At 75.6% G+C, this 17,729-nt stretch carries 12 protein-coding genes and 1 pseudogene; 4 read left to right on the plus strand and 9 right to left on the minus strand.

The window, feature by feature from the left end:
* Positions 1–98: 98 nt before the first annotated feature.
* Together ACIQKA_RS02635 and ACIQKA_RS02640 are read right to left on the minus strand one after the other, a co-directional pair.
* On the minus strand, positions 99–1,802 hold the full coding sequence (locus ACIQKA_RS02635; RefSeq protein WP_383158779.1) for a DUF885 domain-containing protein: 1,704 nt from the start codon (positions 1,800–1,802) through the stop codon (positions 99–101).
* 49 nt (positions 1,803–1,851) lie between these two features.
* Complete coding sequence (locus tag ACIQKA_RS02640; RefSeq protein ID WP_366372468.1) at positions 1,852–2,349, minus strand: Lrp/AsnC family transcriptional regulator; 498 nt, start codon at positions 2,347–2,349, stop codon at positions 1,852–1,854.
* Between the two features lie 59 nt (positions 2,350–2,408).
* Between ACIQKA_RS02640 and ACIQKA_RS02645 the strand changes: the two genes are divergently transcribed.
* A complete protein-coding gene (locus ACIQKA_RS02645) occupies positions 2,409–3,626 on the plus strand; it encodes a trans-sulfuration enzyme family protein (protein ID WP_383158776.1) in 1,218 nt (405 codons plus the stop codon).
* Here the strand turns inward: ACIQKA_RS02645 and ACIQKA_RS02650 are convergent.
* The 5 genes from ACIQKA_RS02650 to ACIQKA_RS02670 form a co-directional block, all read right to left on the minus strand.
* A complete protein-coding gene (locus ACIQKA_RS02650; protein ID WP_383438005.1) occupies positions 3,547–5,010 on the minus strand; it encodes a GNAT family N-acetyltransferase in 1,464 nt (487 codons plus the stop codon). The genes ACIQKA_RS02645 and ACIQKA_RS02650 overlap by 80 nt on opposite strands.
* 88 nt (positions 5,011–5,098) lie before the next feature.
* Positions 5,099–7,804: a DUF6493 family protein gene (locus tag ACIQKA_RS02655; RefSeq protein ID WP_402539739.1), complete on the minus strand. Its 2,706-nt coding sequence runs from the start codon at positions 7,802–7,804 to the stop codon at positions 5,099–5,101.
* An 86-nt stretch (positions 7,805–7,890) separates the two neighbouring features.
* On the minus strand, positions 7,891–9,264 hold the full coding sequence (locus ACIQKA_RS02660) for an SWIM zinc finger family protein (protein ID WP_402539740.1): 1,374 nt from the start codon (positions 9,262–9,264) through the stop codon (positions 7,891–7,893).
* Positions 9,265–9,484: 220 nt separating this feature from the next.
* Positions 9,485–11,062, minus strand: coding sequence for an alkaline phosphatase D family protein (locus ACIQKA_RS02665; protein WP_402539742.1), 1,578 nt, complete (start codon positions 11,060–11,062; stop codon positions 9,485–9,487).
* Between the two features lie 283 nt (positions 11,063–11,345).
* On the minus strand, positions 11,346–12,866 hold the full coding sequence (locus ACIQKA_RS02670) for a PLP-dependent aminotransferase family protein (RefSeq protein WP_402539744.1): 1,521 nt from the start codon (positions 12,864–12,866) through the stop codon (positions 11,346–11,348).
* 284 nt (positions 12,867–13,150) lie between these two features.
* On the opposite strand from ACIQKA_RS02670, the pseudogene ACIQKA_RS02675 reads away from it, so the two are divergent.
* A pseudogene (locus tag ACIQKA_RS02675) lies at positions 13,151–13,750 on the plus strand (EamA family transporter); the annotation flags it as partial.
* A 45-nt stretch (positions 13,751–13,795) separates the two neighbouring features.
* Here ACIQKA_RS02675 and ACIQKA_RS02680 read toward each other — a convergent pair.
* A complete protein-coding gene (locus ACIQKA_RS02680; RefSeq protein ID WP_383158764.1) occupies positions 13,796–14,629 on the minus strand; it encodes an alpha/beta fold hydrolase in 834 nt (277 codons plus the stop codon).
* 145 nt (positions 14,630–14,774) lie between these two features.
* On the opposite strand from ACIQKA_RS02680, the gene sigJ reads away from it, so the two are divergent.
* Positions 14,775–15,659, plus strand: a complete 885-nt coding sequence (gene sigJ, locus ACIQKA_RS02685) for an RNA polymerase sigma factor SigJ (protein WP_383158795.1) — start codon at positions 14,775–14,777, stop codon at positions 15,657–15,659.
* A 72-nt stretch (positions 15,660–15,731) separates the two neighbouring features.
* Here the strand turns inward: sigJ and ACIQKA_RS02690 are convergent, their stop codons facing one another.
* A complete protein-coding gene (locus ACIQKA_RS02690; RefSeq protein WP_383158122.1) occupies positions 15,732–16,454 on the minus strand; it encodes a S1 family peptidase in 723 nt (240 codons plus the stop codon).
* A 500-nt stretch (positions 16,455–16,954) separates the two neighbouring features.
* On the opposite strand from ACIQKA_RS02690, the gene ACIQKA_RS02695 reads away from it, so the two are divergent.
* The gene (locus tag ACIQKA_RS02695) at positions 16,955–17,695 is read left to right on the plus strand and encodes a GntR family transcriptional regulator (protein WP_383158120.1); all 741 of its coding nucleotides are present in this window, start codon (positions 16,955–16,957) and stop codon (positions 17,693–17,695) included.
* Positions 17,696–17,729 lie beyond the last annotated feature (34 nt).

Raw genomic sequence — 17,729 nt, forward strand, 5'->3', positions numbered from 1 at the left:
GGTGAGCAATAGCAGGCGGATGCCCCACCGATCAAGGGGGATCCCCGGCCGGTCAGGGGAGTTCTCCGGCCGGCCGGAGACCTCCTCCGCTCCGGTTCTCAGAGCCGGGAGATCTCGTCCACCAGGTCGTCCAGGCCGAGGGGCCCCTGTGAGAGGGCCGCCATGTGCCAGGCCTTCGCGTCGAACGACTCGCCGTGCGCCGCCCGGGCGTTGGCGCGGCCGAGCAGCCAGGCGCGCTCGCCCAGCTTGTAGCCGATGGCCTGGCCCGGCACCGAGAGGTAGCGGGTCATCTCGCTCTCCACGAAGGCCGGCGGGCGGCTGCTGTGCCGCTGGAAGAACTCCTGGGCCAGCTCCGGGGTCCACCGCTCGCCCGGGTGGAAGGGGGAGTCCGCCGGGATCTCCAGGCCCAGGTGCATACCGATGTCCACGACGACCCGGCAGGCGCGCATCATCTGGGCGTCGAGGTAGCCGAGGCGCCGTTCCGCGTCGGGCAGGAAGCCGAGCTCGTCCATCAGGCGCTCGGCGTACAGCGCCCAGCCCTCCATGTTGGCGCTGACCTTGCCGATCGTCGCCTGGTAGCGGGAGAGCCGGTCGGCGACGTGCACCCACTGCGCGGTCTGGAGGTGGTGGCCCGGCACGCCCTCGTGGTACCAGGTCGACACCAGGTCGTACACCGGGAAGCGGGTCGTGCCGTCCACGGGCAGCCAGGTGCGGCCGGGGCGCGAGAAGTCCTCGGACGGGCCGGTGTAGTACGGGGCGGCGGCGCCGCCCGGCGGGGCGATCCGGGACTCCACCCGCCGCACCCGCTCGGCGAGTTCGAAGTGGGTGCCGTCGAGCGCCTCGACGGCCTCGTCCATCAGCCGCTGGAGCCAGTCGCGGACCTCGTCGACGCCCTCGATGTGGGTGCCGTGCTCGTCCAGGTGGGCGAGCGCCTCCCAGGGGTCGGCGCCGGGCAGGATCCGCCCGGCCTCGGTCCGCATCTCGCCGAGCAGCCGGTGGTACTCGGACCAGCCGTACGCGTAGGCCTGGTCGAGGTCCAGGTCGGTGCCGTTGAAGAAGCGGGACCAGCGCCGGTAGCGCTCGCGGCCCACCGTGTCCGGGGCGCCGGCGACCGCCGGGGCGTACACGTCCCGCATCCAGTCCCGCAGCGCGCCGAGGGCGGCGGTGGCCTCCTTGCCGGCCGTCGCCAGTTCGGCGCGCAGCCCCTCGGGGAGGGCGTCGGGCCCGGCGGCGGCGAACTCCTCGAACCAGCCGGGGCGTTCGCCCGCGCCGCCGGTCCACTCGGTGAGCTGCCCGACGAAGGTGGCGGTGGCGCGGGGGCCTCCGAACAGCTTGCGCTCCAGGCCGAGGGCGAGCGAGGAGCGGTAGCCCTCCAGGGCGGCCGGGACCGCGCGCAGCCGGGCCGCCACCGCCGCCCAGTCCTCCTCGGTCTCCGTCGGCATCACGGTGAAGGCGATGCGGACGCTGTGCACGGGCGAGCGCATGTTGCTGACGGCGCAGAGGCCCTCGTCGGCCTCGTGCACGGCCAGTTCCGCCGTCAGACGCTCCCGCAGCAGCCGGGCGCACCGCCGCTCGGCGTCGCCGTCGGCCCCCGGCACCCGCTCGGCCTCGTCGAGCCGGGCGAGCGTGCGGCGGGCGAGGTCGGCCACCGCACGCTGGCCGGCGGGCGAGAAGTCGGGCAGCAGTCCGGCGCTCTCCCCGACTCCCAGGTACGTGCCGATGATCGGGTCGAGGGCGATGAGTGCGTCGACGTGGTCGTCGGCGACCTGGCGGGGCAGCGGGCTGCTGGAAATCTCTGGCATGGGGGCCATCCTGGCCTCTCCGGCGGGCCCGCGTCATCCTCGTCCGGCCTCAGTCGGCTGACAAGGACGGGCCCGCGGAGGGCGGCAGGAGCGGCCCGCACTCCCACTGCTGGAAGATCAGCCGGGTCTCGACCCGGGCCACCTCGCGGCGGGAGGTGAACTCGTCCAGGACGAGTCGTTGCAGGTCGGTGGGGTCCGCCACGGCCACGTGCACCAGGTAGTCGTCGGGGCCCGTCAGGTGGAACAGCGCCCGGGACTCCGGCAGGGCCCGGATCCGGTCGACGAACGGACCGATCAGTTCCCGCCGGTGCGGGCGGACCTGGACCAGCAGGAGCGCTTCCAGCCCACGGCCGAGTTTGGCCGGATCCAGACGTAGTTGGTGACCGAGGATCACGCCCGTGCGCCGCAGCCGGGCGACCCGGTCCAGACAGGTGGAGGGAGCGACGCCGACCTCGGCGGCGAGCTCGCGGTAAGTGGTCCGGGCGTCGTTCTGCAGGAGGCGAAGAATGTGCAGATCGACCGGGTCCAGTACGACGGAATCGGCCATCCGTCGAACGTAGCACGGAGCTTCCGCGCTACTTGCCGGTATCCGTTCACAGTGCCGCCATGGACGCCATGGATCTCGGCCCCTCGGTCACCCCGAGGGCCCTTGCCACCGAAGCCGTGCACGCGGGCCGCGAGGACCTCGCCGACCTCGGGCTGCACGCCCCGCCGATCGACCTGTCCACCACCTACCCCTCGTACGACGCCCGGGGCGAGGCCGCCCGGATCGACGAGTTCGCCACCACCGGTGCCCGGCTCGACGGTCCGCCCGTCTACGCCCGGCTCGACAACCCGACCGTCGCCCGCTTCGAGGAGGCCCTCGCGCGCCTGGAGGGCGCCGAGGCGGCCGTCGCCTTCGCCAGCGGCATGGCGGCCCTGACCGCCGTCCTGCTCGCCCGGGCGAGCCAGGGCCTGCGCCACGTCGTCGCGGTCCGCCCGCTGTACGGCTGCAGCGACCACCTCCTGGACGCCGGTCTGCTCGGCACCGAGGTGACCTGGACCGACCCGGCCGGCATCGCGGAGGCGATCCGGCCCGACACCGGCCTGGTCATGGTGGAGTCGCCCGCCAACCCCACCCTCGCCGAGGCCGACGTCCGGGCCGTCGCCCACTCCTGCGGCTCCGTGCCGCTCCTGGTCGACAACACCTTCGCCACCCCCGTCCTCCAGCGGCCGGTCGAACAGGGCGCCCGGATCGTGCTGCACAGCGCGACCAAGTACCTGGGCGGCCACGGCGACGTGATGGGCGGGGTCGTCGCCTGCGACGAGGAGTTCGCCCGCACCCTCCGGCAGGTCCGCTTCGCCACCGGCGGAGTGCTCCACCCGCTCGCCGGCTACCTGCTGCTCCGCGGCCTGTCCACCCTGCCGGTGCGGGTCCGGGCGGCGTCCACGACGGCCGCCGAACTCGTCCGGCGGCTCACCACCGACCCCCGGATCGCCCGCGTCCACTACCCCCGGATCGGCGGCGCGATGATCGCCTTCGAGGTCTACGGGGAGCCGCACGACGTGATCGCCGGGGTACGGCTCATCACCCCGGCGGTCAGCCTCGGCAGCGTCGACACCCTGATCCAGCACCCGGCCTCCATCAGCCACCGGATCGTGGCCGAGGGCGACCGGCGCTCGGCGGGCGTCAACGACCGCCTGCTGCGGATGTCGGTCGGCCTGGAGGACGTCGAGGACCTCTGGCGGGATCTGACGCAGGCGCTCAGCGCTCCGCCGGCCGGCTCTCCCCGTGCTGCCGCGGCCGGGCGCCCGGCCGCTGTGCCGGGGCCAGCCGGGCGGTGATCACCAGGGTGCCCTCCTCGATCTGGTAGTCGAGGGGCAGACTGAGCGCCCGCATCGCGGCCACCATCCCCGTGTTGGACGACTGGGTCACGGCGTACACGCTGTCGCAGCCGGCCTCCTCGGCCATCGCCACGAGCCGGCCGAGGAGTTCGGACCCGATGCCGCGCCGCTGCCAGTCGTCCTCGACCATCAGCGCGACCTCCGTCTCGTCCCCGTCCCACAGCAGGTGGCCCAGGGCGACGAGGCGGCCGGAGGCGGTCTGCACGGCGAGGGTGCGCCCGAAGCGGGGGCTGAGCAGGTGGTCGAGGTAGCGGTCGGCGTCGCCCACCGGGCCGTGGTAGCGCAGGCCCAGGGTGCGGGCCGAGCAGCGGTCGTGCATGGCCCGCGCGGCGGCCAGGTCGCGCTGGTCGGCGCGGCGGACGGTGATCTCGTTGCCCTCGGGCAGGGTCAGCACGTCCCGGCCGCGCGGGAGGCGCGGGCCGAGCCGGGCGTCGAGCTCGACCAGGGCGCGCGCCCGGGCGAACTCGGTCGGGGTGAAGGGGAGATGGGGGCGCTCGACGACGAGCGTGCCGCCGTGCGGATCGCGCAGCCGCATCGCGGTCTCCTCCAGGACCCCTTCGACCGGGGCCTGTTCGCCGGTGGGACGCCCGGTGAGCGAGACGGCCGGCACGGAGTGGAGGGTGCAGCGGCCGAGGAGCTGGCGCAGCGCGAGCGGCAGTTCGGCCGCGTCGAGCGCCGTACGGGTGGCGAGCCCGAGGACCCGGGTGGGCGTGTCCACCAGGTCGTGGGCGTCGGCCCGCTCGGTCCAGGTGTCCCGGCCGCCGGCCGCCGCGACCTCGTGGGCCAGGGCCCGCGCGGAGAGGTCGGCGGGCGCGCGCAGCAGGAACTCGTCGACCGTGCCGTCCGCCAGCGGGTGGGTCTGGAGGGTGAGGATGTCCACGTCCAGGCGGGCGAGGACCGTGCACAGGGCGGCGAGGCTGCCCGGGGTGTCCGCGACGGTGGTCCGCATCCGCCACAGCGCGGTCCCGGCGGCCCGCCCGGACCCCTCCTCCGCGCGGTCCCCCTCGCCGGCACGGGGCTCTCCCGGCGCTCCGGGCCCCGGCCGCGCCCCGGGGACGAGGGCCGGGCGCCCGCCGGGATCACCGGCGGGCGGGGCATGGCTGGCATGACTGCGCCGCCGGGCCCACCAGGTGTGGAAGGCCGCGGTGGCGATCAGCGCGATCGCCGAGAGGACCAGGAGGGAGGGGCCCTCCGGGCCCTTGGCGATGGTCTTGGCGATCGTGTCGGCCACCACCACGGCGGTGAACAGCGCGGCCAGCTCGATCAGGTCGTGCCGCCAGTGGTGCGGGTGGCGGGCGCTCTTCGAGGACGTCACATCGGTCATGACTTCACTGTGGCCCAGTGGTGTTGCGTGATCACGAACGCTTTGTGACTGACGGGTTAAGCGCCCATCTGGCGGCTTAACGCCCGATTCAGGCCGTTTCTGTCAGAGGCTGATCGGCCCCTTGACGGAGTGCGTTCAGCAGCCGCCCGGCCTGGACCACCAGCTGCGAGGAACCCCGAGCCGAGGCCACCTCCTCCAGCCCGGCGAGCCCGCCCCGGGCCCCGCACCGCTCCACGCAGTCCGCCGCGACCGCGAGCACCTCGCCGAGCCCCCGCACCGGCTTCTCCGCGCCGAGCAGCTCCGGCAGCATCGCCTCCAGGACCGCCCAGACCGTCCCGTACGCCCCGGTGGCGGAGGCCGTCCGGACCGCTCCCGTCAGCCGGTTCGGCTTGAGCGACCCCTCCGCCATCAGCCACGCCAGCTCCTCCCCGAGCGCCCGGGCGTTCAGCTCGCCCCGCGACGCCAGGACGAGCAGCGCGTCCACCGCGCGCAGCCGGTCGTCGGAGTCGAGGCAGCCGAGACCGAACGCCAGGGCCAGGTGCACCGCACGGCCGACCGGACCCCCGGCCTCGGCCAGCGCGGTCAGCGGCTCGGTCGCCCCGCGCTGGTCCCCGTCGACGGAGTGCGCCATGGCCGGAAGCAGGCAGGCCGCCAGGACCTCGCGGTCGGCCGGGAGCACCGACGCCCACTGCGCCCGGTCCCCGATCCAGTGGTAGCAGTGCCGAGGAGTCGCCCGCACTGCGCCGCCCAGCCAGTGGAAGGCGGGCGGGAACTCCTCCCGCACCACGGCGCGCTGCCCGAACTCCACCACGATCCGGTCGATCAGCCACCACTTCCCCGAGAACTGCTTGGCCCCCCGGGGGAAGAACCGCACGGCCGCCCCCAGCGCGTCCTCGTCCCGCAGCCAGGCGGCGAGCCGCAGACCGGCCGGAGTGCCGAGCGCCGCCGCCTCCCCGGCCGCCCGCCCCGCCGACGGGTCCGCCCGCAGGACCCGGACCAGGGCCTGGGCGAAGTCCACCGGAGCGGGCTCCACCCCCGCGTCCCGGTAGGCCCGCAGCCGCTCCACCAGGACCGGAGGTTCGATCCCGCCGGTGTGCAGGGTCGGCGCGGCGAGCAGGAACGGCAACGCGTCCGTGCCGACCAGGGCGGCGGCCTCCCACAGCCGCGCGTCGAGGACGCCCGACAGGCCCTCGTGGGAACAGGAGTCCCGGTCGGGCACCTCCGCCCGATGGACGTCGATCACCGACCGCTTCACGAGGCCGAGCAGCGACGCGAGCACCACGTGGATGCCGTGGGGGTGGTGCGTGAAGTGGTGGGGCGTCTCCCAGACCCCCGCCGGGAACGCCTCCCGGACCGCCTCCGCCACCGCTGCCCGGTCCCGGTGCGCGTGCCGCACCAGACCGTCGAGCGCCCGCTCGAACGCCACGGGCTCCTCCATGAGCCCCTTCGCCACCAGCTCCTCCACCAGCTCCGCGACCGTGGACGCCGCGGGCGCCACCGGCCCCGGCTCCGGCACCGGCGGCAGGATCTCCTCGTACGGCCCGGAGTCGGGCTCCGCCAGGGCGTCCCCGAACACCTCCACGGCCGCCCGCCGGTGCGCCGGCCCGAGGAGCCCGGCCGCCTCGGCCAGCTCGCCCCGCACCTCCGCGTCCACCGCGGACAGATACCTGCCCACCAGCTTCAGCGCCCGCTCCTGGACCCCGGTGTCCTCGTGCCCGAAGGCCTCCGCGACGGCGGGCAGCAGCTCGCCGGCCGCGCCCCGCTCCCGCGCCAGCACCTTGCCGACCAGGGTCAGCTGCGCCCGCACCAGCTTCTTCTCGGTCCGGAAGAGCACCGCGCCCGTCATCTCGGCCAGCGCCCCGACCGGCAGGGTCCCCGCCGTGGCGAGCCCCGCGAGGACCTCCTGCGCGTACCCGGCCACCGGCGACGGCGCGTCGGCCGCCATCCCGATCCAGTCCGGGACCCGCTCCCGCAGCTCCTCCCCGGTCGGCGCGAGGAGCCGCAGCACCTCCAGCGGGAACCGCAGGTCCCGCACCCGCCCGCCGCGCAGCAGCCGGGACGCGCACAGGTCCACCACCTCGCCCCGGTCGAGCACCCCTTCCGCGACGAGCGACGTGAGCGCCGTCGGCCAGTGCGTCGGCGCCTCCGGGCCGACCGACCAGGTCAGCCGGTCGGGGGTCTCGCCCATCGACAGCGCGTGCGCCACCAGGACCGGTGTCTGCGGGTCCGCGCGCAGCCGCTCCAGGAGCCGCTTGTCGGTGACCTTCCGCGTCCAGCCCAGCACGTAGCCGTCGGTCGCCGGCACCGGACAGCCGGAGCGCACCACGAGCCCGCGGATCAGTTCGTAGGCGCTCTCCGCGACGTTGCGCCGCTTGGCGAGCCGGCCCGCCACGTCCGCCAGCCAGGCCGGGTCCCGGTCGGCGAGCACCGCCAGGACCGGGGTCGCGTCCTTGAGCTCCCAGCCCAGCATGTCGCCGCCGGCGAGCCAGGTGGCGGCCGCCGCGGCCCCCGTGTGGCACCCGGCCCCCGCCACGTACAGGCCGCGCCGGATCCGGGCCGCATCCTGCCCCCGCCTCCAGTCCCAGGAGCGGACCTCGGCGCGCAGCGCCTTCAGCCTCCCCAGGGCCTCCTTGCGCGCGGCGGCGTCCAGCGGCTCCAGGAGCTTCGGCACCTGCCGGGCCTGCCCGGCGCGCACCGCGTCGAGCAGCCGCCCGACCGCCGCGTCGCCCGGGGCCACGCCCCGCGCTCCGTCCTCCACCGACACCGCCGCACCGCTCTCCGTACCGATTCCCACGCCTGCCCCCATCGTCTTCCGTCCCGCCCCTTCGACCCGTGCCCTGATCCCGGCCACCGCTCCGGCCGCCCATTCCCCGATCCCGGTCACGGCGCCGCCCCGGCCACGACCACCGCGCCCCGCCGGGCCATCCGCACCGCGAGCGCGTGCTTGCACGGCCCCCGGCGCCCCCGGTGGTCCGCCCACCACCGGCAGGTGCAGCTCAGGACCCCGTCCGACTCCCGCACCCGGTAGCGCCGGTCGCCCGAGGCCACCGCCGCCGTCTCCCCGTCCAGTTCCACGGCACCCTCCGCGACCAGGCGGCGGGCGCTCACCAGACGCGGGTTGTGGCGCTCGGCGCGGTCCGCGTCGTACGGCAGCTCCCGGTGGAAGTAGGCCGCGTCCGCCACGTCGTACCCCACCCGGCCGGCCGTGCCGAGCCGGGTCAGCGCCGCCCGCACCCGGTCGACGGTCAGACCCGCCTGCGCCGCGAGGTCGGCCGGGTCGACGCGCGGCTCCCAGGCGAGCAGCACCGCGACCAGCTCGGCGTCCTGCTCCGCCTCCTCCGTCGCCAGCGCCTCCAGGACCCCGCCCTCGCCGGAGAAGCCCCGCGCCGGGTCGGGCGACAGCGTCAGCGTCAGCCGCATCCCCGGCAGCGTCACCTCCCAGGCGCTCGCCGCCGCCACGCCGTCCGGCACCGGTCCGTACACCCGCAGCCCCGTCGCGTGCCGGAGCACCCGTTCCAGGGCGACCAGCCGGTCCGGCCCCGGCAGGCAGACCGCGCCCGCCCCCGGCCGGGTCGTCGGCCGCAGCGTCCGGCCCGACTGCGTGATCCACAGCGGACCGCGCCCCCGGGACTGCGCGCGCGGCAGGGACCGGAGGAAGCGCACGGCCTCCGCCCCCGTCAGCTCCGCCCGCAGGTCGAACCGGGCCGAGGCGACCTGGGCCTCGGCGAACCCCCTCAGCCAGCGGTCCGGCAGCGGCACCTTCTTCTCCACGACCGAGCCCGCGAGGGTGCTCACCGCCATCTCGTCGGGACCGACCCGCAGGTGCAGCGGATCGTCCCCCGTCATCCGCGACAGCGCCTCGCGCAGCGGGTCGTTGACGTCGACGTTGGTGGTGCCGTGGCCCGTTTCCGCGCCGCCGAGGCCCTCGTCGAGCACGTCCAGGCGCGCGTACACCCCGCCGCAGCCGGAGAAGGACTCGAACCGCAGCCGGTCCCCGTTCCCCGTCACCACCGGATCCAGCGAACCCGGCCGTATCCGCTGGTAGTAGCGGGCCGCGGCCACGTCGGCGACCGCGAGCAGACCGCGCGCGGCGACCTGCGGCGAGGCCAGGAAGCCGGAGAAGAAGCGGGGACGGGCCTCGGCCCCGCGGGGCGTGAGGCCCCCCGCCGTCTCCAGTCCGAGCAGCCGGCCGGAGCCCGTGGACTCCAGCGCGGACGGGCGTGCGTAGGCGAGCGCCTGTACGGATCGCGTCATGGAAAAAACCGTAGGACCCGCCACTGACAACGGCCCTGACCAGGGGATTCGGCCTCAGGGGCCGCCCCTGGCCGGTGTCGTTCGACGGCTCCGCGTCACCGAACGCGCCGGTGCCGCCGGACGACTTCGCGCCGTGGAGAGGCCTCTGTCGCCGGACGACTCCCTGTCACTGAACGCCCCCGCCGCCGGGCGCCCCCGTCCCACTGCCCGGCGCGCCCGTCTACTGCCCGACGCGCCCCGGCCGCAGCACCTTGCTGAACAGGACCTTCCCGCCCTCCGCCCGCAGCCGCACGGTCAGGTCGCCGCTGTGACCGTCGATGTCGACCTCGCCGAAGTACTGCGGGCTCTCCATCGGCGACAGGTTCGCCCGCTCCGGCGCCCGCACGAAGACCCGCTCGGGGCCGAAGGTCCCGTCCAGCGCGCTCGCCGGGAACGCGCCCGCCGCCAGCGGCCCCGTCACGAACTCCCAGAAGGGGGCGAAGTCCTCGAAGGCCGCCCGCTCCGGCGCGTAGTGCTGCGCCGAGGTGTGGTGCACGTCCGCCGTCAGCCACAGCGTGCCGGTGATCCGCCGGTGCTTGACGAACCGCAGCAGCTCCGCGATCTGGAGCTCGCGGCCCAGCGGCGCGCCCGGATCGCCCTGCGCGATCGCCTCGAAGTCCGCCGCCCCGTCCGGCACGACCAGGCCGATCGGCATGTCGGCCGCGAGCACCTTCCACACGGCCGTCGAAGCGGCCAGCTCCCGCTTCAGCCAGGCCAGTTGCTCCGCGCCGAGGATGCCGGTGGTGTCGTCGGTCCGGCGGTTCGGCGAGTTGGCGTTCCGGTACGAGCGCATGTCGAGCACGAACACGTCGAGCAGCGGCCCGTACCGCACCACCCGGTGCACCCGCCCGCGCCCACCGGGCACGTGGAGGGTGGAGACCGGCGTGTACTCGCCGAAGGCGCGCGCCGCGCGGGCGGCGAGGACGTCCACGTCCTTCTCCGCGTACCGGGGGTCGTCCAGGATCTGCCCCGGGTACCAGTTGTTCCGCACCTCGTGGTCGTCCCACTGTACGACCGACGGCACCTGCGCGTGGAACGCCCGGACGTTGCGGTCGAGGAGGTTGTACCGGAAGTTGCCCCGGTACTCGTCCAGGGTCTCGGCGACCTTGGACTTCTCCGGCGTCGTGACGTTCCGCCAGATCCGCCCGTCCGGCAGGGTCACGCTCGGCTCGATCACCCCGTCCGCGTAGATCGCGTCGCCGCTGCACAGGAAGAAGTCCGGATCGAGACGGCGCATCTCCTCGTACGCGCGGAAGCCGCCGATGTCCGGGTTGATGCCCCAGCCCTGCCCCGCGACGTCCCCGGACCACAGGAAGCGGACGCCGTCGCGGCGCCGGTCCGGGGCCGTGCGGAACGTGCCGGTGACCGGCTCGCCGGTACGGCGCGGGTCGTCCGGGTCCGCCAGGGTGACCCGGTAGTGGATCTGCTCGCCCGCCGGCAGGCCGTGCAGGGCCGTGGTGCCGGTGAAGTCCGTGCCCGCCCCGAGCAGCGGCCCCCGGTGGCGGCGCGCCCGCCGGAAGGACTCGGTCGCGGAGGTCTCGACGACCATGCGCGCCGGCCGGTCGGAGCGCACCCACACCAGACCGGAGGAGGCCGTGACGTCACCGGCCTGCACGCCCCACGCGGCCCGGGGGCGGCCGGAGAGCGCGAACGCGGGGGCGGCGGGGCCGAGGGCGAGCGCGGCCGACGCGGCCAGCGAGCCGCGCAGGAGGCCGCGCCGCGCGGGCGCGGGGGAGGAGCCGGGCACGGGGTGGGACATGGAAGGGCCTCCGGGAGGTGGTCGATTCCGGTCGTGGGCGGTACGCCGCCTCATGCCTAGCGGCCGGGGGCGGCGCCCGCGCGAACCCCGCGTGAACAGATCGCTCGGGCGGCCCCTCCGGGCCTCTCGTGGGGAGCGCTCACCCTCGGACCCGGTTCTTCCGGTTCGGTCTCACCAGCCCTCGGATCCGCTCCCTCCGCCCCGGCCCACCGACTCCGCGAGCTCAGCTCCCCACCGGCCCCCGGACCCGGCCCCTCCACCCCGGCCCGCCGGCCCCGCGAGCTCAGCTCCCCACCGGCCCCCCGACCGCCCCCGCCAGCAGCCCGATCCCCTCCGCGACCGCCGACGGCGACAGGTGCGCGTAGCCGATGACGAGCCGTACGTCCCCGTCCGCCGGCCGTGCCGTGCCGTACTCCTCCAGGGACCGCAGCGCCACCCCCGCCTCCGCCGCCCGCGCCAGGAAGCGCTCCGGCGGCCCGAAGCGCGCCGGTACGCGCGCGATGACGTGCAGTCCGGCCGCGATGCCGCTCACCCCGGTGCCGGGGAGGTGCTCGGCGAGGGCGGCGAGCAGCGCGTCCCGCCGCTCCCGGTAGGCGCGCTGGCAGCGGCGGAGCTGCCGGTCGTACCCGCCCCGCGTCACGAACTCCGCCAGGACGGCCTGGTCGAGCACCGGATTGCCCAGGTCCATCGTCCGCTTCCGCTCCACGACCTCGTCGAGCAGCGCCTCGGGGACCAGGGCCCAGCCGAGCCGCAGCCCGGGCGCCAGCGACTTGCTGACCGATCCCGCGTAGACGACCCGCTCCGGATCGAGCCCCTGGAGCGCGCCCACCGGCGCCCGGTCGTACCGGAAGTCCCCGTCGTAGTCGTCCTCCAGGACGTAGCCGTCGACCGTCCGCGCCCAGTCGAGGAGCGCGGTGCGCCGCTCCGCCGACCAGCCGATGCCGGACGGGAACTGGTGCGAGGGCGTCACGACCACGGCCCGCACCCCCGAGGCGGCGAGCGGCCCCGGCCGCAGGCCCTCCCCGTCCAGCGGCAGCCACACCGTCTCCATGCCGGTGGAGGCGAAGAGGCGCCCGTGCTCGGGGCTGCCGGGATCCTCGACGCCGACCGCGCGCAGTCCCCGCGCCCGCAGCACGAACCCCAGGAGCGTCGACGCCTGCGCCACGCCCGAACAGACCACGAGCCGTTCCGGATCGGCCACCACGCCCCGCCGTCGCACCAGCATCCCGGCCAGCGCCCCGCGCAGCTCGGTAAGCCCGCGCGGGTCCGGGTAGCCGAGCGCCCGGTGGGGCAGCCGCGCCAGGACGGAGCGTTGCGCCGCCGCCCACGCGCTCCTCGGGAACAGCGACAGGTCCGGCACCCCCGGCCGGAAGTCCACCCGGAGGCCCGGCCCCGGCGGCCCGGCGACCGGACCGCCCACCCCGGCGACCGGACCGCGCACCCCGCGCCCGTCCGCCCCGGCCGTACCGCCCGTCCCGCTCCCGCCCCCGCCGGGCGCCCGCACCGCGCCGCCCACCCAGGTCCCCGCACCCCGTTCGCCGCGCAGGTACCCCTCGGCGGTGAGCTGCTCATACGCCTCGGTGACGAGCCCCCGCGAGACGCCGAGGTCGGCCGCGAGCTCGCGGGTGGACGGCAGCCGCGTCCCGGCCGCGAGCCGCCCCGAGCGGACCGCCTCGCGCAGCGCCTCCTGGAGCGCCCGGCCCCGCCGGCGCGCCGGCGCCCCGACGGCCGGGAGCAGCAGCTCCCACGCGGGCTGCCCGGCGGGCCCCGGCGCCCCGCCCGAAGTGGTCCTCGATGGAGTCATGGAAGTGGACCTTAACCGGGGCCGCGCGGCTTCCTAGCGTCGTCACCATGAACGCGAACTCCCTGCGCGGGGTCCTGCTCGTGACCCTCGCCTACGCCCTCGTCGGCGCCTCCTTCACCGCGAACAGCCTGCTCGGCGCCTATCCGTACGCGGGCGGCCAGGCGCTCCGCTACGGGGCCGCCTGTCTGCTCCTGCTCCCGCTGCTCGGCCGCGGCGGGCTCGCCCCGCTCCGGCTCCTGACCGCCCGTCACCTGGTGCGGCTCGCCGCCCTCGCGGCCGTCGGCATGATCGGCTTCAACCTCGCCGTCCTGGCCGCCGAGCGGACCGCCGAGCCGGCCGTCCCGGGCGTCCTGGTGGGCTGCGCGCCGGTCGTCGTCGCCGTCCTTGTCCCGCTGGCCGAGGGCCGCAGGCCGGCCCGTCCCGTGCTGTACGGGGCGCTGCTCGTCGCCGCCGGGGCGTTCACCGTGCAGGGCTGGGGGAGGACGGACGCGGCCGGGATCGGCTGGTCGGTGGCGGCGCTCGCGGGCGAGGTGGGGTTCACGGTCCTCGCCGTCCCGGTGCTGCGGATCCTCGGCCCGAAGCTGCTCACGGCCGCCGTCTGCGGGGTCGGCGCGGCCGAGGCGGCGCTCCTCGGCCTGCTCGTGGACGGCGCCGGTTTCGTGCGGACGCCGACGGGCGTCGAGGCGGGGGCGCTCGTCTGGCAGGCGGCCCTGGCCACGGTCGTCGGCTTCGTCCTCTTCTACACGGGCGTCCAGCGGATCGGCATGGAGCGGGCCACCCTCTTCACCGGAGCGATCCCGGTCGCCGCCGCGCTGAGCGCCGTCCTGGTCGCGGGCGCGTCCTTCGGCCTCCCGCAGGCGGTGGGCAGCCTGCTCGTGGGGGCCGGCGCCGCCCTGGGCACCGGCCTGTTCACCCGTACGAGAGCGGTCTCAGCGGCTGCCGTCCAGGACGACGCGGGCGACGAGGGCCGGGTCGTCGTTCATCGGCACGTGGCCGCAGCCGGGCAGCCGGACGAGCCGCGCGCCGGGCAGGGCGTGCTTCGCGCGGACGCCCTGGCGGCGCAGGAGCAGCCGGTCGCGGGTGCCCCAGGCGACGGTGACGGGGACCGAGGAGGAGACGTCGTCGCGGAAGAGCACGGTCCGGCCCGCCGCCAGGGTCTGGTGGAAGCCGGTCGCGCCGCGCAGCGCGAGCGTCTCGGCGACGACCGCGTCGGGTGAGCGCCGCGCGGGCCGGGCGTAGATGGTGCTGGTGAGGGCGGTGCGCCCGGCGGGCGTGCGGGAGAGCCGTTCGATCACCGGCACGGGCAGCGACAGGGCCGCGCCCCGCATGGCCCGCAGCGTCCCGAAGGCGTACCGGCGTTCGGCCTCCGTCCAGAAGCCGGCGGGGGAGAGGGCGGTGACCGAACGCACCAGCTCCTCCCGGCCCAGCTCCAGCGCGAGCAGCCCGCCGAGCGAGTTCCCGGCCACGTGCGGACGCTCCACGCCGAGGGCCCCGCAGAAGGCGCCGAGGACGGGGACGACGGTGGACAGGTCGTACGGGGATCCCTCGGGCAGCGCGTCGGAGGCGCCGAAGCCGGGCAGGTCGACGGCGATCACGTCCCGCTCGGCGGCCAGCACGTCGAGGACGGGCTCCCAGGCCTGCCAGTGGTGCCCGATGCCGTGGAGGAGCAGCAGCGGCTCGCCCGCGCCCCTCCTCTCGTACGTCAGGGACGTCGTCCGGGGACCCGCGGGGGTCTCGATCGTGAACGTGATCCGTGCGGACATGCGGACTCCCTGTCGTGACACCGTCCTGACACCTCTTGGACGACCCGTCAGTAACAATTACCGGTCGGTAGCCAGGAGTTCAAGGGCCCGGCCCGAACTGGACAGGCCGGAGGCGTTGGGCTGGGATGGGCGGGTGCCCACCGACATCCCCACCGACACGCCGACCGAACTCTTCGAGGAGCACCGCCCGATGCTCCTCGGAGTCGCCTACCGGATGCTCGGGCGCGCCGCCGACGCCGAGGACGTCGTCCAGGAGGCCTGGCTGCGCTGGACCGCCGGCGACCGCGGCGACGTCCGCGAGCCGCGCGCCTTCCTCGTGCGGATCACCACCCGCCTCGCCCTGGACCGGCTCCGGCTCGCCCGCACGCGCCGCGAGACCTACGTCGGCCCCTGGCTGCCCGAGCCCGTCGTCACCGACTTCGGCCCGGCCGCCCCCGACACCGCCGAGCGCGCCCTGCTCGCCGACTCGGTCTCGCTCGCCGTCCTGGTCGTCCTCGAATCCCTCTCGCCCCTGGAACGGGCCGTCTTCGTGCTGCGCGAGGCCTTCGGCTTCCCGTACGGGGAGATCGCCGCCGCCCTGGACCGCTCCGAGGCGGCCGTGCGCCAGCTCGCCGGGCGCGCCCGGCGCCACGTGGCGGAGGGCAGGCCGCGCTACGACGTCGACCCGGCCGAGCGCCGCGACCTCACCGAGCGCTTCCTCGCCGCGGCCTCGGGCGGCGACCTCGGCGAACTCCTCGCCCTGCTCGCCCCGGACGTGCGCCTCGTCGGCGACAGCGGCGGCAAGTCCAAGGCGCCGCTGCGGGTCATCGAGACCGCGGACAAGGTCGGCCGCTTCCTCAACGCCGTCGCGGCGGACGCGGACTCCCGGTACGAGCACCGCCTCGTCGAGGTCAACGGCGCTCCGGCCCTGGTCGCGTTCGTCGACGGGCGCCCCGACACGGTGATCCAGCTCGAAGTCAGGGACGGACGCGTCCAGACCGTCCACATCATCCGGAACCCCGACAAGTTCCACGGCCTGAAGGGCGCCTGACCCCCGGGCACGGCGACGGGCCTCCCACCGCATCGCGGTGGGAGGCCCGTCGCCGGTCGGGGAGGGAGCGCGTCACACGCCCGCGATCGACTTGATCCAGGAGCGGTACGCCGTCACGTTGGTGTACGCCGTGGTGGTCTGGCGGTCGCTGGTGGAGGCGACGCCGACCTGGACGCCCGCGGCCATCATCGGACCGCCGGAGTCGCCGCCGGCGGTGATGCCGTCGCCCCGGCGGGCGCAGATCGCGGAGCCGCCGTAGGCGTCGGTGCAGCCGCTGGTGACGGTGACGTTGGCGACCTTCAGGTAGCGGGACTGGCAGTTGGCCTCCGAGCCGCACTGGGACGTGGCGCCCCAGCCGTACACCTGGACGCTCTGGCCGACGCGCACGGTGCCCGGCTGGCCGAGCGTCGCGTAGGTCGCCGACACCGAGCGGTCGAGGCGGACGAGGGCCAGGTCCGAGCTGTGCGTGTAGGTCTGGGCGCCGTTGGCCAGGGTGCCGCCGCTGTGCTGGTCGAGGCTGCCTATGCGGAAGGAGAGCCCGCCGCCGGTGACGCAGTGCTTGGCGGTGAGGATCCAGGTCGGGGCGATGATCGTGGCCGAACAGGTCTCCCGGCCGTTCGAGAGCAGCCGGGCCGCCCACGGGGCGTTGGAGGCGTAGCCGCCGCCGATGATCGGCTGCACGGCCTGGACGGCCGGGGGCGCGGGCGCCGGTGCCGCCGAGGCGGTGGGGGCGAGCAGGGCGAGGACGGAGACCGCCGCGGCCGCGAGGGCGGGCACGAGCCGTGTGATGCGCAAGGTTCCTCTATTCGGTGGGCGCGCCCGGGGGCGCGCGTGTGGGGGGCGGGCGGCCCGGAGGGGCCGCGCGCATGCCGGAGTCCCGCCGGCGGGGCGGTGGTTCGGCATGGACATGACCCATGATTCCGAAGAGGGGGGCGGACGCGGTAATAACACTTGGCCATAACACGGCGTTCTCTCCCGGGAGGGCTCCGGAGGGCTCCCGGGGGCTCCGGAGTGTCCGAGGGGCGCGCGTCCTCGTCGCCCGGTGCGGTCGCCGCCGCACGAACCCCCGCCTCCGCCGCCCCCGTGCGGGGGTTTTCCGCTACCGGCGCCTCACAGGGGTGCGAACGTCCTGTGAACGATCTAGGTCAGAGGGCCACATTCCGGGGTTTTCACCAGAGGATTGGTCTTGACCAAGGGGGTGGCTCGCCTTATGGTCGCAGAGTTAGTGCAGGAACCTTTAATAAACAAGGGCGCGGAAAAACGCCGCGGGACACGGCGAATTGCGGAGGATCAGGGTGGGGACCACGCAGCTGGCATCGGTACCGGAACCGAAGTACCAGCACCTCAAGACAGTGATCGGCGAAGCGCTCGACTCGGACTTCGCCGTCGGGGAGATCCTCCCCAACGAGCGCGAGCTCGCCGCGCGCTTCGGCGTCGCCCGGGCCACGCTCCGGCAGGCCCTGGAGCAGCTGGAGCTGGAAGGGCGCCTCCAGCGCCGCCGCGGCGTCGGCACCACGGTCGCCCCGCCGCGCGTCGGCGTGGACGTCTCCACCACCCAGCACACCTGGCCGGGCGTCGGCGACGAGGCCTGGCAGTCCCTGGACTCCGCCTCCGACGTGCCCCCGGCCGCCGTCGCGCGCGTCCTGGAGACCGGCGCCGAGGACCGGGTGCACGTCGTCCGCCGCCTCCGCGTCAGCCAGGGCCAGCCGGTCGCTGCCGAACTGCTCTACGTGCCGGCCGACTCCGTCCCGGACCTCAGCGGCATCGACGCCCCCGCGGGCCCGGCCCGCGCCCGCGCCGTGCTCCGCGAGCTCCAGCACCTCGCCCTGGACGGCCAGGACCGCTCCGTCGAGCTCGGCTCCGCCCGCGCCGACGACGCCAGGGAGCTCGACCGGCTGCCCGGCGCGCCCGTCCTCGTCGTGACCACCCGCTACCTCTCCGGGGGCCGCACCGCCGCCGTCTCCGTGGCCACCTACCGGGCCGACACCTGCCGCCTCACCTTCGGCGACTCGGTCGACCTGGTCATGGCCTCGTAGCCCGCGCTCCCCGACGACAGGCACCGGCCCGCCC

It is taken from the genome of Streptomyces sp. NPDC092045 (assembly GCF_044756005.1).
In the GTDB taxonomy this organism is placed as follows: Bacteria; Actinomycetota; Actinomycetes; order Streptomycetales; family Streptomycetaceae; genus Streptomyces.

What these genes read in the sequence shown, in the direction of transcription:
- ACIQKA_RS02640 (WP_366372468.1), bottom strand. Translation starts at nt 2,349, where the DNA reads ATGGCCGATTCCGTCGTACTGGACCCGGTCGATCTGCACATTCTTCGC.
- ACIQKA_RS02660 (WP_402539740.1), bottom strand. Translation starts at nt 9,264, where the DNA reads ATGACGCGATCCGTACAGGCGCTCGCCTACGCACGCCCGTCCGCGCTG.
- ACIQKA_RS02670 (WP_402539744.1), bottom strand. Translation starts at nt 12,866, where the DNA reads ATGACTCCATCGAGGACCACTTCGGGCGGGGCGCCGGGGCCCGCCGGG.
- ACIQKA_RS02665 (WP_402539742.1), bottom strand. Translation starts at nt 11,062, where the DNA reads ATGTCCCACCCCGTGCCCGGCTCCTCCCCCGCGCCCGCGCGGCGCGGC.
- ACIQKA_RS02635 (WP_383158779.1), bottom strand. Translation starts at nt 1,802, where the DNA reads ATGCCAGAGATTTCCAGCAGCCCGCTGCCCCGCCAGGTCGCCGACGAC.
- ACIQKA_RS02650 (WP_383438005.1), bottom strand. Translation starts at nt 5,010, where the DNA reads ATGACCGATGTGACGTCCTCGAAGAGCGCCCGCCACCCGCACCACTGG.
- ACIQKA_RS02645 (WP_383158776.1), top strand. Translation starts at nt 2,409, where the DNA reads ATGGACGCCATGGATCTCGGCCCCTCGGTCACCCCGAGGGCCCTTGCC.
- ACIQKA_RS02680 (WP_383158764.1), bottom strand. Translation starts at nt 14,629, where the DNA reads ATGTCCGCACGGATCACGTTCACGATCGAGACCCCCGCGGGTCCCCGG.